Raw genomic sequence first — 13,250 nt, 5'->3', positions numbered from 1 at the left:
CTCGATCCGAGCCCACTGATCGTCCCGAAGAACTTCGCCTTCCAACACCGCCTCCAAAAAGCAGCGTTGAATCAGAACCGCCTCTCGATGGGAATCCTAAATCGTCACTACGGCCTAGTGAAGTCTGGCCCTGAGGCCTTCGATCTCCTCCTTGAGCCTGAGCTTCTGCCGCTTCAACTCCTTGAGGCGGGAAGTGTCGCTGACCGGTCGACTGGTCTCCTCCTGGATCGTGCGGTCGAGGTTCTCGTGGCGGGACCCAAGCTCGCGGATACGGGATTCGATGGCCATGGCTGTCGGCTCCTTGCTGTTGGAGATCAAAGACAACACCCGCTGCGCCGCGCTGTCAGATCACATATGATTGCACTCAGCCCCGCTTGACGTGGCCCCGCTTGCTCCCATGACGGACGAAAATTCACCATGTCGGACCCTGCCCCCCTCCCGGACAAGCCGCGCTTAGTCGTTGGAATTTCAGGCGCTTCCGGCGTCGTCTACGGCCTGCGCACCCTCGATGCGTGCCGCGAACTGGGAGTCGAGAGTCACCTGGTTCTGTCCAAGTCGGCGGCCCTGACCTTGTCTCAAGAAACCGGCCTCAGCGTCGCGGAGATCAATCTGAAGGCGGATGTTGTGCATCGGGCAGGCGACGTCGGCGCCGCGATCGCGTCGGGGTCGTACCGGACGCTGGGCATGATCGTCGCCCCCTGCTCGGTGCGCACCATGAGCGAAATCGCAACGGGCGTAACGGCTTCGCTTCTGACCCGAGCGGCCGACGTCACGCTGAAGGAGCGCCGCACCCTGGTGCTGATGGTCCGCGAGACGCCGCTGCACCTGGGTCACCTGCGCACCATGACCAAGCTGGCCGAGATGGGGGCGGTGATCGCCCCGCCGCTTCCCGCGTTCTATACCAAGCCGGCGACGATCGCGGAAATGGTCGACCAGTCGGTGGGCCGGGCGCTCGACCTGTTCGGCCTGTCCTGGCGGCCGGTCAAGCGCTGGGGCGAAGACCTGGCGACGATCACCGGAGAGGCCTGAAAAGGCCTGGGGGTTAACCAAGATGCGACTTTGGCAGTGGGCGCTGGAGGTCTATGCGCGACCGTCTGTCGCAGCCGCGTGCCTGGCCTTGCAGGACGGCCACGGCCAGAACGCGCCCTATCTGCTGTGGGCGGCCTGGCGGGCCAGCGAGGGCCGGGCGGCCGACACCGCCGTCGCCTTCCAGTTGGTCAAGCGCTGGGACAAGGCGGTCGGCGCCCCCCTGCGCGATGTGCGGCGGTCGATCAAGGCCGCTTGGCCCGGGATCGACGGCTGCGCTCGCGACGATTTCCGCAACCGGGTCAAGGACACGGAACTGGCGGGCGAGAAGGTGCTGATGGAAAGCCTGGAGGCCTTGAGCGGCGAACCGGGCCAGGCGCTGGACATGTTTTCGACCTTGCTGGACGCCGCCGGCGCCTCCGGCGACCCGCCGCGCGAGAGCGCCCTGCGCGCCCTGGCCGACGCCTTGAACGGTGAAGCTTCATGACGCCCTTTACCCGCTGTCAGGCTTTGGTATCTATCACCGCCCAGGCGCGCGGCTTTGAGGAGCGTCCATGAACGACGACGAAGCCTTCGAAGACAGCGACATCGCCCTCGAGCGACGCCTGGCGATCCTGCGCGAAGAGCACCAGGATCTCGCCGACGCGGTGACCGCCCTGGAAGACCGACCCCTGCCCGACATGCTGCAGCTCGCCCGCCTCAAGCGCCGCAAGCTGGCCCTGAAGGACGAGATCGTCCGGCTCGAAGATCAGCTGATGCCGGATATCATCGCTTAGAGCGCCGTGGATCAGCAGGGGACACGCACTCGTCCTACGGCTTGTGCGATCATGTCCTGAGCGGTGGGACGAGTGTGTGTCCCCTTCGCTCGCACGTCCATGACAGCGAGTTTCAGGCCTCTTTGCGCGTCCGCTTCCTCAGGAACATCGAGGCGTCGGCCTCGGCCAGGGCGACTTCGGGATCGGCGCCAGGCTCGATCTCGCGCACGCCATAGGAGATGTGCAACGGCGCCGACCATTCGCCAAACTGCACCGGCGTGCCGCTGACGGCGGCGGCCAGGGTGTCGGCCTTGGCCATGGCGGTCTGCTGGTCGGCCTGGACCAGCAGGACGGCGAACTCGTCGCCACCGATCCTGCCGACCACGTCGGTCTCGCGGACATTAGCCAGCAGGCGTTCGGCGACGGCTTTCAAGGCCTCGTCGCCCGCCGCGTGACCGAAGCGGTCATTGACGCTCTTGAAGCCATCGAGGTCGAAGAACACCAGGCTGGCGGGCGAGCCGTAGCGCTGGGCGAAGGCGGCGACCCGCTTGATCTCGCGCAGGAAGGCCCGCCGGTTCAGCACCGGGGCCAGCACGTCCATGTCGGCCAGGCCCTGGGCCTCATTGAGCTTGAACTTCAGGCGACCGACCTCGGCCCGCAGATCATCGATCTCGACCATCAGGGTCTTGAGCGCGGCCTGCACCTGGGGCGTCAGGTCGTCCTCGCCCAGGCCCAGGAACCCGGCCTTGTCGGCGGCCACCACGGCGCGGGCCACGGCCGGGCCGGCGGCCTCGGTCAGGGCTCGGCGGCGGATCGCCGAGAAGGATTCGGTGCGGGCGCTCGTGATCTTCATGGGGTGGCGGGAATCACTTGTTGCAAAGCTTCACGCATTTCTGCGTTCGTTCATTAACCATGGCAATGGTCACCACCCTGTGTCGCAGCGTCGCGGAGTCAAGACATCGGCCCGGCCCACCTGAGGTTTTCCGACGAGATGGCGCTTTGGAGGCGGGGCGCCAGCGGCTATAAGGCCCGCGATTCAGGGGTCATGACGCCCCTTCGCCCGCCCAGGGAAATCATCGCCGATGCCCACGACCACGCCACCCGTCCCCCCCCCCGTGGTCATTGTCATGGGCAGCCGCTCGGACTGGCCGACGATGAGGAAGGCGGCCGACGCGCTCGACGCCCTGGGCGTGGCCTATGAGGCCAAGGTGGTTTCGGCCCACCGCACCCCCCAGCGCCTGGTCGCGTTCTCGACGGGCGCGCAAGACGCCGGATACAAGGTGATCATCGCCGGGGCCGGCGGCGCTGCTCATTTGCCGGGCATGGTTGCAGCGATGACGATCCTGCCGGTGCTGGGCGTGCCGGTGCAGTCGAAGGCCTTGAACGGTCTGGATTCCCTGCTCTCCATCGTCCAGATGCCCGGCGGCGTACCGGTGGCGACCCTGGCGATCGGCGAGGCGGGGGCCAGGAACGCCGGCCTGCTGGCGGCGCAGATCCTGGCGCTGTCGGACCCGGCGCTCAGCCAGCGCCTGCAAGCGTTTCGCGACGCGCAGACCGAGGATGTGGTGGAAAGCGTGGAAGACTGATGACGGCTCCCCTCCCCCCCGGCTCCACCCTCGGCATCCTGGGCGGCGGGCAGCTGGGCCGCATGCTGGCACTGGCCGCCGCGCGGCTGGGCTTCGACGTGGTGATCCTCGATCCCGAGGAAAACAGCCCCGCCGGCCGGGTCGCCGCCCGCCAGATCGTCGCCGCCTATGACGACCGCTGGGCGCTGAAACGCCTGGCCGAGGCCTGCGACGTGGTCACCTACGAGTTCGAGAACGTCCCGGCCGACACCGTCGCCGAACTCACCGCCCTGGGCGTGCTGGTCGCCCCCGGCGCCAAGGCGTTGGCCGCCGCCCAGGACCGGGTGGTCGAAAAGAGCTTCCTGGCCGAGATCGGCGTTCCCACCGTGGCCTTCGCGTCGGTCGAGACCGCCGAAGACCTGACCGCCGCCGTGGCGCGCATCGGCGCCCCGTCGCTGCTGAAGACCCGCCGCGAGGGCTATGACGGCAAGGGCCAGGCCTGGATCCAGCGCCCCAGCGACGCCGCCGCCAGCTTCGAGAAGATCGGCGCCAAGCCGGCCATCCTCGAGGCTCCCGCAGACTTCGTGCGCGAGCTGTCGGTGATCGCCGCGCGCAGCCGCAACGGCGAGATCGCCTGTTATCCCCTCGCCGACAACCACCACGAAGGCGGCGTCCTGCGCCGCACCAGCGCCCCAGCCAAGGTCACCGACGCCACCCGCGACCAGGCCGAGACCATCGTCATCAAGATCCTGACCGCGCTGGACTATGTGGGCGTGATCGGGGTGGAGTTGTTCGAGCTGGCCGGCGGCAAGCTGCTGGTCAACGAGTTCGCCCCCCGGGTGCACAATACCGGCCACTGGACCCAGGACGGCTGTGAGGTCGACCAGTTCGAGCAGCACATCCGCGCCGTCGCCGGCTGGCCGCTGGGCCCCACGGCCGCCCGCGCCCATGTCGAGATGACCAACCTGCTTGGCCCCGAGGTCGAGGCCTGGGCCAAGCTGGCCGCCGAGCCCGAGACCCGCGTCCATCTCTACGGCAAGGGCGAAGCCCGGCCTGGGCGGAAGATGGGCCACGTGAACAGGCTGCGCGGTTTGAGGGACTAGGTCATGGTCGAGCAAGCGCTCATCGGCCTCATCGGCGGCATGAGCTGGGAAAGCTCGGCGCAGTACTATCGGCTGATCAACGAGGGCGTTCGCGATCGCGTCGGCGGGGTGGCCTCGGCCCGCAGCCTGATGTGGTCGTTTGACTTTGCGAAGATCGAGGCCCTGCAGCACGTCGGCGACTGGGGCGCCCTGGCCGGCGAGCTGGTGGTGGCCGCCCAGGCGCTGGAGCGCGGCGGGGCCGACTTCCTGGTGCTATGCACCAACACCATGCACCGCTGCGCTTGGGCCATCGACGCGGCGGTCAAGATCCCGCTGCTGCATATCGCTGATCCAACGGCCCAGGCGATCCAGGCGGCGGGCCTGACGCGGGTTGGCCTGCTGGGCACGGCCTTCACCATGGAGCAGGACTTCTATCGCGGCCGGCTGGCCGACAGGTTCGGCTTGGAGGTGCTGATCCCCGAGGTCGAGGACCGCGCCGCAGTGCACGACATCATCTATCGCGAGCTGGTGACCGGTCAGGTGCTGGACGCCTCCCGCGAAGTCTATCGCGCGGTGATCGCACGGTTGGTGGAGCGTGGAGCGCAGGCGGTGATCCTGGGCTGCACGGAGATCATGCTGTTGGTCTCGCAGGCCGACAGCAGCGTTCCGTTGTTCGACACGACGGCGCTGCATGCGCAGGCGGCGGTGGAGATGGCGCTGGGCGGACCGAGCTAGAGGGTCCTCCCCCTGTGGGGGAGGACTTCTACCCCCGCCCGTATCTCATCCGCGCCAGGGCCCCCGCCACCTCGACCATCAGGTTCATCGGCTTGACGCCGGCCTTCCACTTCTCGAAGGCCATGACGTTGTCGATTCTCGCGTCCAGGTGCTGCAGCGCCGACTCGCGGCCCGACGCCATGTCGACCGCCAGGGTCGAGACCAGGATCCCCGACAGGATCGCGCGCTTGGAATAGTGATTCTCGTCGGTCGCCGTGTCGCCCGCCCAGCGCCACAGCACGTCGGCGCTCTCCCAGACCAGGGTCATGGCGAGGGGCATGTTGGTCGGAAAGGCCAGGAAGGCGGCCAGTTTTCGCAAGGCCCCGGCGTCGCCGACCGCAGCGTCCAGTCGCGCCACGACGCCCCGGCGGATCTTGTCGCGAATCTTCAGGGACGCCGGGTCCAGGGCGCTCAGCGACGCCAGGGCGGCCTTGTCGTGGCGGCGCGACAGCAGGGCGGCCAGGTCCTTGGGGCCTTGCGGCAAAAGGAGTTGCGCCTCGCCGGCATTGAGGCCGGCGGCCATGGCGGCGGCCTTGGCCATGCCAGCGTTCCAGCCCAGGCGCGGGGCCAGGCGCAGGGCCTCGTCCAGCACGCGTTGCTCGGTGATATCGGACCAGTCCGCGGTGTCGCTCATGAATCCGAGTCTATACGGGAGTTTAGGCCGCGTCGCGATGGACAGAGCCCCATCCCTCTGCTATCAGCCGCCCCTCGTTTCCCGGAAGCCCCCCTTCCGGGTTTATCAGGTTTTGTTCGCCCGCCCGGCCCCTGAGAGGGACTCGGGACATTGGTCGGGCCGTCGAATGGAGAGAGACCCCTGGTCCAGATTTTCGTCCGCGACAACAACGTCGATCAGGCCCTCAAGGCCCTGAAGAAGAAGATGCAACGCGAAGGCTCGTTCCGCGAAATGAAGCGGCACGTGCACTATGAGAAGCCGTCGGAAAAGCGCGCCCGTCAAAAGGCCGAAGCCGTCCGTCGCGCTCGCAAGCTGGCCCGCAAGCGCGCCCAGCGCGAAGGCTTGATCCCGATGCCGAAGAAGCCGGTCGGCGCTCGGTAGATTACGCCCTCACGGCGACGAAGCAAAAGCCCGCGTGGAGCGATCCACGCGGGCTTTTCTTTGCTTGGTCCTTCCTCTGTGGGGGAGGCGATCGCAAAGCGATCGGTGGGGGGAGTCTTAGGAGGTCGCTCCGGGTTGTGGCCGTCTGCCGACCACTCCCCCCTCCGTCGGCTGCGCCGACACCTGCCCCACGGGGGGAGGACTTAGTGTTCCCCCACGAATTCCACCGCCTTGACAATGTGCCCGGCGAAGGTCTCGCCCAGCAGCCGTGTGTGGGTCGCGGCTTCCACATGATCCACATAGCCATGCTTCGACGCCTGGGCCGGAGCGGCTTGCAGCGCTTTCCAGAACTCGCGGCCCTTCAGGGGACCGGCGGTCACCACCGCCACCGGCCACTCAGGATCATAAGACGCCACGGCCGCCGCCTGGACCGCCGCCTCGGGCCAGAGGACCACCTCCTGGGCGGCCGTGCGGTTATGCCGGCCATTGGCGAAGGCCCAGCGCTTCTCGGCCTTGGCGGTGGGTGGCAGGCCGATCTTGTCGGCTATGCCGGTATGGACCAGCGGCTTGAACAGACCCATCGAGGCGCCGCGCGCCGCCCATCGCGACGCCTCGGCGAAGGCCTTGATGAAGGTCCCCAAGGCTTTGGACTGCGACGCTTCGGCGGTGGCGGCGTCGACCAGCACCAGCCCCTTCACCTGGCTGGGATTGCGGCCGGCATATTGGCGCAGCCGCAGGCCAGCCATCGAGTGGCCCGCCAGAATGAACGGCCCCTTCTCGCCCGAGGCGGCGACCAGTTTCTCGAAGTCGGAGACGATGGCGAGGCCGTCGCGCGGCTCCGGGCCTGGGGCTGAGAACCCCATGCCGGCCCGGTCATAGGCGCACGAGCGCCAGCCGGCGGCGGTAAGCGCTTCCTGGGTCGCGCCCCAGTCGGCGGCGAAGCCGAAGGCTCCGGCCTCGAGCCAGACCACGGGGCGATCGCTGGCGGGACCTTCGCAGACCAGACGCAGCGTTCGCCCCTCGCCAATGTCGGTCATGGCCCCGCGTGGGGAGGGCTGTCCCGCCATGGCCATCACGCCGCCCACGGCGACGAACGAGACGAGAAGAAGAGCAAATCCGGCAAGGGCGCGTCCCACGTGTCTGAGCATGTGGGCAGTCTAGCCGAGCTTCGATGTCGGTCGAGTGACGCGGCTGTAATATTGAACCCTAGGGCATTTCCCAACCTGACTGCGTCAGGCCGTGAGCTCTAATCTTCTGTTTTGGCGCATTTTTCTTCACGCGAACCGGAACCACTTCGCTCGAAAAATGCCCTAGCCGTCGACGACGTTGATCCGCGTGCGCACCCGGCCGCCCTTGACGCGAATGACCTGGCCGCCAACTTCGGAAGCGCCTTCCTTCTCCGCCATCTGGGCGGCCATCTTGGCCTTCATGCCCTCAGGCCATTTGGACACCTGGGCCAGGCGCACCTTGCGACCCACCCTGGCGGCGGCCTTCAGCGGCAAATCGCCCTTCTCGGCGAAAGTCTTGCCCATGAACAGAGCCGGGTTCAGGGGCTCGCCTGCCTTGTTGCGCAGTTCGAAATGCAGGTGCGAGCCGGTGGAGCGGCCGCTGTTGCCGACATAGGCCACGGTCGCACCGCGCTTGACGAAGGTCCCGCGCCTTAGCCCCGCGTCGCGTCCCAGATGGGCGTAGAAGCTGTGAAAGCCGTCCTTGTGGACCACTTCCACGAACCGGCCGTAGGTGGACGACACGCCGCTGCGCAGGACGACGCCGTCGGTGGCGACGTGGACCGCCGCGCCAGCCGGGGCGGCAATATCGACGCCCTCGTGCAGGCGGCCGTTTTCCTCCCAAGGCATCTGGCGCAGGCCAAAGGGCGAATTGATGGTCCGGCCCGGCAGAGGGGCGTCGAACACGAAGGCTGGCGGCGGCGGAGGCGGTGGCTCAACCTTGTCGACCGGCGCGGCGACGGGGACCGCCGCGGGCGCGTCCAGCCCGCTGTTCATCGCGCCCACGGCCGAGACGGCGTTGACCATGCCCCAGACGACAATAGCGCCGCCGACCGCCGCGAACGCGGCCAGGGAATAGGGCGATGATGTTGCGGCCAGGACTCGTGACGACAATAGCAGGATCCTCACAGAGGTTCGGTCGACCTGAGGGACCGCGCCAAAGCGCGTTTCCATCCCATGGCCGACCTTTCGGGATGGTGAAGGCGATCCATATGCCGCAGCCATGCGGCTAAAAGGCGGCGACTTAACCATGCGTTAAGCATGACCATGACGAGCAGCCAGCGCCGCTCCTGAGATTACAGGAATTTTAGAATATTACTTCCAGTACACTTGTTTAATTACATGTCATGAATGAGACGTAACGAGTATTCATGAAAAGTCGAAACTATACCTTTGGACATGGGGCGCAGGGACGCGCCGGACGAATACAAACCAAAGGGACCACTCAAATGCGCAAGTTCATCACCAGCCTGACCGCCGTCGCCACCCTGTCGCTGGCCGCCGTGCCCGCCTTGGGCCTGCTGCAAGCCGCCCACGCCGCCCAGCCCACCGCCACAGTCTCCCTGGTCGGCCTGGAGCTCTCCAATCCGGCCCACGCCGCAGAATTCGCCGCCCGTCTGAACGACGCCGCCGACACGGTCTGTCGCGACATGGCCCGCTCCAACCCGAGCGGCAACTTCACGATCGCCGGCTGCAAGGTCGCTGTTCACAAGCAAGCCGACTCGCAACTCTCCAAGACCCAGCGCAAGAGCGTCGCCGTCGCCTCGCGCGCCGTTCCTGTCTCGGTCGCCGTCCGCTGAGCGGACGGATGATCGCCGAAGCAAAAGCCCCGGACGGGAACGTCCGGGGCTTTTGTTTGCAGCGGAGTACGGCCGGGCAACTCTCTCCCACGGGGTTTTGGAAAGAGGCCCAAACCCAAGCCTCACCACGCTTCTGGCGCTCAAGCTGCCCCAATCGTGCAAGAGAATTCACCATGCGCGCTCTTGGCCCGGCTTCTGCAGTGTGCAATGCAACAAGTTATTGCTGTGCAGCATTGATACATCTGTCACACGCACACAGTACGTCTAATGATTGAGCCAGACCCAGGAGTTACCCATGGCCGACGACAACAACTACTTCGTCCGACCCGTCTCCGGCGTTTGGCACGTCACCTGGAATGACGCGCCCGACCTGATCGGCTCCTATCCGTGCCAGCCTGAAGCGGTTGGCGTCGCCGAGCTGCTGGCCAAGCACATGCGCGCCCAGGGCAAGACCGCCAAGGTGCACGTCGCCGAGCCGGAAGTCCGCCGCGCGACCTGGGGCCGCAGCATCGTCAACACGGCTCAGGCCGCAGCTTAAGATTCGTCTCTCCGTGGAGGGGCTGGGACGTGCGCATACGCACGTCCCCATTTAACGACCCTAGAGCATTTCCCGACCTGACTGCGTCAGGCCGTGGGCTCTAATCTTTTGTTTTGACGCATTTTTCTTCACGCGAACCGGAACCACTTCGCTCGAAAAATGCTCTAGACACCCCGCCGCCAACCGTTCGGCGATGGCCCCGGCTTCGGCGGGCTTGAAGACGGTCTCGTCGAGACACAGTTCCAGCCACAAGCCATCCAAGAGGGCGGTCAGGGCGATGGCCAGCCAGGTGACCCGCAGGTTGGCCGGCTCGCCCGCCAGCAGCTGGGCGGCGCCGCTTCGAGGACCTTCAAATCCGGTCCCGCAGCGCGTACCAGCTCAGCCCGGCCACCGTCAGGGGCCACCGCAGCAGACGTCCGCCCGGAAACGGCGGCGTCGGCAGCTTCGCCAGCAGGTCCACGCCAGACGGATCCCCCAGCGCCGCATCCGCCAGCAGCTTACCGAACCAAGGGGCCAGCATCACCCCTTGCCCCGAATAGCCGGCGGCCACCCTCACCCCCGGCGCCAATTGGCGCACGTAAGGCGCGCGGTGGACGGTGATGCCCAGGGTCCCACCCCAGGCATAGTCCACCTTCACATCCGCCAGGTCCGGATAGACCTTCAACATGTGCCGCCGCACGAAGGCTTTCAGATCGGACGGGAAGCCGGGGCTGTAGTTTTCGCCGCCGCCGAAGATCAGCCGGCCGTCGGGGCTCTTGCGGAAATAGCTGACGACGAAGCGGCTGTCGGCGACCGCGGCGTTCGACCGGATGATCGTGTCAGCCCGCGCGCCCAACGGCTCGGTGGCCAGGATGAAGTTGTTGATCGGCATGACCCGCGCCATCGCCGCGCCGCCGGCCAAGCCGTCCAGATAGCCGTCGCCGGTCAGGATCAGTTGGTCACAAGTGACCCGGCCGGTCGGGGTCTCGACCACGATCGCCCCGCCTTCGCGCCGCCAGGCTGTGGCGCGGGTCTGCTCATGGATCACCGCGCCGGCCGACATCGCCGCCCGCGCCAGGCCCAACGCCAGGTTCAGCGGATGCAGGTGGCCGCCGCCATGGTCGACGAAGCCCCCGTGGTAGAACTCGGTCCCCAGTTCGGCCGCCAGGTCCGGCGCGTCGATCAAGGCCAGTTGGTCATAGCCATAGCGCTTGCGCAGGAAGGCGATGTGGGCGGCGTCCTGCGCCTCGCCGCCCTTGCGGTGGCGGGCGTGGATCATGCCCGGCGTGAAGTCACAGGCGATCTGGTGGGTGGCGATCAGGGCCAGCAGGTGGGCGCGGGCGTCCTGGCTCATCCGCCATAGGCCCAGGGCGTCGTCGCGGCCAACCGTCTTCTCCAGCCAGGCCTGGTCGTTGCGCTGGCCCGTATGGACCTGGCCGCCATTCCGCCCGCTGCCGCCGCTGCCGACCTGGGCGGCCTCCAGGACGGTGACCCTCACACCCCGCGTGGCCAACTCCAACGTGGCGCCAAGGCCGGTATAGCCCGCGCCGATCACGCAGACGTCAGTGCGAGTGTCGGTCGCTAGCGCCGACAACGCCGGGAAGGGGTTGGCCGTGGCGGCGTACCAACTCGCGGGGTGGCCGGTGTTCAAGACTCCCTCTCCCAGAGGGAGAGGGAGGGACCTGTTGCGTAGCAATGGGAGGGTGAGGGGTTAGGGCGCCCGACGGCGTGCCGGCGCTCCGGCCAGCGGCGTAACCTGTCATCCTCCCACACCTGCGGCGCGGGCCCCTCCTTCCCCCTCTGGGAGAAGGTCGTGACGACCGCCTCACACATTCAGCAACAGGAACTCCCGCTCCCAGGGGCTGATGGTGCGCATGAAGGTCTCGTACTCGGCCTGTTTCACCGTGGCGTAGGCGGCGCAGAAGGTGGCGCCCAGCAGTTCGATCAGCGGGGTGGCGGCCTCGAACAGGGCCACCGACTCCAGCAGGCTGCGCGGCAGCTCGATGCCGCGGATATTGGCGTCGGTGTCGACTGGGGCGCTGGGGGTCAGATTGCCGACCATGCCCAGATACCCCGCCGCCAGAACTGCGGCGATGGCCAGATAGGGGTTGGCGTCGGACGAGGGGATGCGGTTTTCCAGCCGGCGATTGGCGGGGTCGGACGGCGGCACGCGCAGGCCGCAGGTGCGGTTGTCATAGCCCCACTGGGTATTGACCGGCGCGCCGCTCTCCCGGGCGATCCGCCGATAGGAATTCACATAGGGCGCCAGTATGGCCATGATCGCCGGCAGATAGCGCTGCTGGCCGGCGATGAAGCCGTAGAACAGCGGCGTGGCCTCGCCGGACTTTGGATCCGAGAACAGGTTCTGGCCGTCGGCCCCCAGGATCGACTGGTGGATGTGCATGGCGCTGCCGGGCTCGGCAGCCATCGGTTTCGCCATGAAGGTGGCGTAGATCTCGTGCTCCAGCGCCACCTCGCGGATGGTGCGCTTGAACATGAACACCTGGTCGGCCAGTTCCAGCGGATGGCCATGGCGCAGGTTGATCTCCATCTGGGCCACGCCGCTTTCGTGGATCAGGGTGTCGATCTCCAAGCCCTGGCGCTCGGAATATTCGTACATGTCCTCGAACAGGGCGTCGAACTCGTTGACCGCCGCGATCGAATAGCCCTGGCGGCCGGTCTCGGGTCGGCCCGAGCGGCCCACGGGAGGCTTCAGCGGGTAGTCGGGGTCGGTGTTCTTCTCGACCAGGTAGAACTCGATCTCCGGCGCGACGATCGGGTCCCAGCCCTTTTCGCGATAGAGGGCCACGATCCGGCGCAACACCTGACGCGGGCTTTCCTCCACCGGCCGGCCGTCGGGGTGGAAGGCGTCGTGGATCACCTGGGCGGTCGGGTCCTGGGCCCAGGGCACCACGGCCAGGGTGGCCAGGTCCGGGGTGAGGATCACGTCGGTGTCGGCCTGGACCGAATTGACCTCGCCCTCGAACTCGGGGAAGTCGCCGGTGATGGTCTGGTAGAACACCGCCAACGGCAGGTTCATCGACGGCGTGCCCAGGAACTTGCGCACCGGCATGATCTTGCCCCGCGCCACGCCGGCCAGATCGGGCACGACGCACTCGATCTCCTCGATGTTCTGCCGGTCGAACCACGCCTTGGCGTCGTCGAGCGAGGCGACCCCGCGCGTGGTTTTCGGGGCGGGTTTGGATTTCTTGTCTTTGTACTTCACGGGGGCGCTCCTCGCGCGTGTGGAAGTCTAGCTAATCTTGAACGGGTTGATGACGCGGACGCCTTCGACCATCTGGTCGTGGGAAAGATCCTCGGTGTAGAGCTCCGAACAGCCGGCGGTGCGCGCGGCGGCGACGACGGCGCTGTCCCAGTAGGAAAAACCGTACCGTCCCTTGATCGACAGCGCGTCGGACAAGGTTTCGATGGTGTTCGATACCACCTGATGCCGCCGCCAGCCTTCGATGAACCGCACCGCCAGGTCATGCGACATCGGCTTGGGCCGCGTAGGTCTGGTGATCTGGACATAAAACTCCTGCAGCACCTGCACCGACAAGACCCCGTCCGCGCGGTCCAGAAGCGCCTCCGCGCTGCGACGCTTGCGACTTTCCGCCGGCGTGGTGCTGAGCGCGTAGATCAAGATGTTGGTGTCGAAGAAGACGGGCACC

Annotated in this window: 17 protein-coding genes and 1 pseudogene; 9 read left to right on the top strand and 9 right to left on the bottom strand. The window is 66.9% G+C overall.

Annotation, left to right across the window (positions count from 1 at the left end):
• Window positions 1-114: 114 nt before the first annotated feature.
• The gene (locus ACP694_RS18130) at window positions 115-288 is read right to left on the bottom strand and encodes a YdcH family protein (protein WP_426014719.1); all 174 of its coding nucleotides are present in this window, start codon (window positions 286-288) and stop codon (window positions 115-117) included.
• Between the two features lie 129 nt (window positions 289-417).
• Between ACP694_RS18130 and ACP694_RS18125 the strand changes: the two genes are divergently transcribed.
• The 3 genes from ACP694_RS18125 to ACP694_RS18115 all read left to right on the top strand — a co-directional run bounded on the left by ACP694_RS18125 (window position 418) and on the right by ACP694_RS18115 (window position 1,802).
• The gene (locus ACP694_RS18125; protein WP_426014717.1) at window positions 418-1,029 is read left to right on the top strand and encodes a UbiX family flavin prenyltransferase; all 612 of its coding nucleotides are present in this window, start codon (window positions 418-420) and stop codon (window positions 1,027-1,029) included.
• A 22-nt stretch (window positions 1,030-1,051) separates the two neighbouring features.
• Entirely contained in the window at window positions 1,052-1,513 is a 462-nt protein-coding gene (locus ACP694_RS18120; RefSeq protein WP_426014715.1) for a TIGR02444 family protein, read from the top strand.
• Window positions 1,514-1,580: 67 nt separating this feature from the next.
• Window positions 1,581-1,802: a YdcH family protein gene (locus tag ACP694_RS18115; protein ID WP_426014712.1), complete on the top strand. Its 222-nt coding sequence runs from the start codon at window positions 1,581-1,583 to the stop codon at window positions 1,800-1,802.
• 112 nt (window positions 1,803-1,914) lie between these two features.
• On the opposite strand, the gene ACP694_RS18110 is transcribed toward ACP694_RS18115, so the two are convergent.
• Window positions 1,915-2,634 carry a GGDEF domain-containing protein gene (locus ACP694_RS18110; protein WP_426014710.1) on the bottom strand — a complete coding sequence of 240 codons (720 nt, stop codon included), beginning with the start codon at window positions 2,632-2,634 and terminating at the stop codon, window positions 1,915-1,917.
• Between the two features lie 229 nt (window positions 2,635-2,863).
• Here ACP694_RS18110 and purE point away from each other — a divergent pair, with 229 nt between their 5' ends.
• Genes purE through ACP694_RS18095 form a run of 3 tightly spaced genes read left to right on the top strand, consistent with a single transcriptional unit; the run spans window position 2,864 to window position 5,163 of the window.
• Window positions 2,864-3,367 carry a 5-(carboxyamino)imidazole ribonucleotide mutase gene (purE, locus tag ACP694_RS18105; RefSeq protein ID WP_426014709.1) on the top strand — a complete coding sequence of 168 codons (504 nt, stop codon included), beginning with the start codon at window positions 2,864-2,866 and terminating at the stop codon, window positions 3,365-3,367.
• Window positions 3,367-4,449 carry a 5-(carboxyamino)imidazole ribonucleotide synthase gene (locus ACP694_RS18100; RefSeq protein ID WP_426014708.1) on the top strand — a complete coding sequence of 361 codons (1,083 nt, stop codon included), beginning with the start codon at window positions 3,367-3,369 and terminating at the stop codon, window positions 4,447-4,449. The genes purE and ACP694_RS18100 overlap by 1 nt, the downstream gene beginning before the upstream one ends.
• Before the next feature lie 3 nt (window positions 4,450-4,452).
• Window positions 4,453-5,163 (top strand): aspartate/glutamate racemase family protein, encoded by a 711-nt coding sequence (locus ACP694_RS18095; protein ID WP_426014706.1) that lies wholly within the window; start codon window positions 4,453-4,455, stop codon window positions 5,161-5,163.
• Between the two features lie 28 nt (window positions 5,164-5,191).
• Here ACP694_RS18095 and ACP694_RS18090 read toward each other — a convergent pair whose 3' ends face one another.
• The gene (locus ACP694_RS18090; protein ID WP_426014704.1) at window positions 5,192-5,836 is read right to left on the bottom strand and encodes a COQ9 family protein; all 645 of its coding nucleotides are present in this window, start codon (window positions 5,834-5,836) and stop codon (window positions 5,192-5,194) included.
• A 180-nt stretch (window positions 5,837-6,016) separates the two neighbouring features.
• Between ACP694_RS18090 and rpsU the strand changes: the two genes are divergently transcribed.
• Window positions 6,017-6,256: a 30S ribosomal protein S21 gene (rpsU, locus tag ACP694_RS18085; protein WP_085953736.1), complete on the top strand. Its 240-nt coding sequence runs from the start codon at window positions 6,017-6,019 to the stop codon at window positions 6,254-6,256.
• 203 nt (window positions 6,257-6,459) lie between these two features.
• Here rpsU and ACP694_RS18080 read toward each other — a convergent pair whose 3' ends face one another.
• Both ACP694_RS18080 and ACP694_RS18075 read right to left on the bottom strand, forming a co-directional pair.
• A complete protein-coding gene (locus ACP694_RS18080) occupies window positions 6,460-7,404 on the bottom strand; it encodes an alpha/beta fold hydrolase (RefSeq protein ID WP_426014702.1) in 945 nt (314 codons plus the stop codon).
• A 162-nt stretch (window positions 7,405-7,566) separates the two neighbouring features.
• Window positions 7,567-8,376 (bottom strand): M23 family metallopeptidase, encoded by an 810-nt coding sequence (locus tag ACP694_RS18075; RefSeq protein ID WP_426014700.1) that lies wholly within the window; start codon window positions 8,374-8,376, stop codon window positions 7,567-7,569.
• Window positions 8,377-8,711: 335 nt separating this feature from the next.
• Between ACP694_RS18075 and ACP694_RS18070 the strand changes: the two genes are divergently transcribed.
• Together ACP694_RS18070 and ACP694_RS18065 are read left to right on the top strand one after the other, a co-directional pair.
• Window positions 8,712-9,062, top strand: coding sequence for a UrcA family protein (locus ACP694_RS18070; RefSeq protein ID WP_426014699.1), 351 nt, complete (start codon window positions 8,712-8,714; stop codon window positions 9,060-9,062).
• Between the two features lie 295 nt (window positions 9,063-9,357).
• Window positions 9,358-9,600: a hypothetical protein gene (locus ACP694_RS18065; protein ID WP_426014697.1), complete on the top strand. Its 243-nt coding sequence runs from the start codon at window positions 9,358-9,360 to the stop codon at window positions 9,598-9,600.
• Between the two features lie 165 nt (window positions 9,601-9,765).
• Here the strand turns inward: ACP694_RS18065 and ACP694_RS18060 are convergent.
• From ACP694_RS18060 to ACP694_RS18045, 4 genes and pseudogenes are all read right to left on the bottom strand, one after another.
• Window positions 9,766-9,924 (bottom strand): annotated as a pseudogene (locus ACP694_RS18060) (TetR family transcriptional regulator C-terminal domain-containing protein); the annotation flags it as partial.
• Between the two features lie 25 nt (window positions 9,925-9,949).
• Window positions 9,950-11,230: an NAD(P)/FAD-dependent oxidoreductase gene (locus ACP694_RS18055; protein ID WP_426014696.1), complete on the bottom strand. Its 1,281-nt coding sequence runs from the start codon at window positions 11,228-11,230 to the stop codon at window positions 9,950-9,952.
• A 174-nt stretch (window positions 11,231-11,404) separates the two neighbouring features.
• Window positions 11,405-12,805 (bottom strand): glutamine synthetase family protein, encoded by a 1,401-nt coding sequence (locus tag ACP694_RS18050; RefSeq protein ID WP_426014694.1) that lies wholly within the window; start codon window positions 12,803-12,805, stop codon window positions 11,405-11,407.
• 27 nt (window positions 12,806-12,832) lie between these two features.
• Window positions 12,833-13,249 (bottom strand): PIN domain-containing protein, encoded by a 417-nt coding sequence (locus tag ACP694_RS18045; protein ID WP_426014692.1) that lies wholly within the window; start codon window positions 13,247-13,249, stop codon window positions 12,833-12,835.
• Window position 13,250 lies beyond the last annotated feature (1 nt).

It is taken from the genome of Caulobacter sp. DWR2-3-1b2 (assembly GCF_049896345.1).
In the GTDB taxonomy this organism is placed as follows: Bacteria; Pseudomonadota; Alphaproteobacteria; order Caulobacterales; family Caulobacteraceae; genus Caulobacter.
The sequence above is the reverse complement of the archived record's forward strand: the minus strand, read 5'-3'. Positions and strand labels throughout refer to the sequence as shown.

Coding starts and splice junctions, on each gene's coding strand:
- ACP694_RS18080 (WP_426014702.1), bottom strand. CDS start 7,404: ATGCTCAGACACGTGGGACGCGCCCTTGCCGGATTTGCTCTTCTTCTC.
- ACP694_RS18070 (WP_426014699.1), top strand. CDS start 8,712: ATGCGCAAGTTCATCACCAGCCTGACCGCCGTCGCCACCCTGTCGCTG.
- ACP694_RS18110 (WP_426014710.1), bottom strand. CDS start 2,634: ATGAAGATCACGAGCGCCCGCACCGAATCCTTCTCGGCGATCCGCCGC.
- ACP694_RS18130 (WP_426014719.1), bottom strand. CDS start 288: ATGGCCATCGAATCCCGTATCCGCGAGCTTGGGTCCCGCCACGAGAAC.
- ACP694_RS18065 (WP_426014697.1), top strand. CDS start 9,358: ATGGCCGACGACAACAACTACTTCGTCCGACCCGTCTCCGGCGTTTGG.
- ACP694_RS18125 (WP_426014717.1), top strand. CDS start 418: ATGTCGGACCCTGCCCCCCTCCCGGACAAGCCGCGCTTAGTCGTTGGA.
- ACP694_RS18115 (WP_426014712.1), top strand. CDS start 1,581: ATGAACGACGACGAAGCCTTCGAAGACAGCGACATCGCCCTCGAGCGA.
- ACP694_RS18100 (WP_426014708.1), top strand. CDS start 3,367: ATGACGGCTCCCCTCCCCCCCGGCTCCACCCTCGGCATCCTGGGCGGC.
- ACP694_RS18090 (WP_426014704.1), bottom strand. CDS start 5,836: ATGAGCGACACCGCGGACTGGTCCGATATCACCGAGCAACGCGTGCTG.
- purE (WP_426014709.1), top strand. CDS start 2,864: ATGCCCACGACCACGCCACCCGTCCCCCCCCCCGTGGTCATTGTCATG.
- ACP694_RS18095 (WP_426014706.1), top strand. CDS start 4,453: ATGGTCGAGCAAGCGCTCATCGGCCTCATCGGCGGCATGAGCTGGGAA.
- ACP694_RS18120 (WP_426014715.1), top strand. CDS start 1,052: ATGCGACTTTGGCAGTGGGCGCTGGAGGTCTATGCGCGACCGTCTGTC.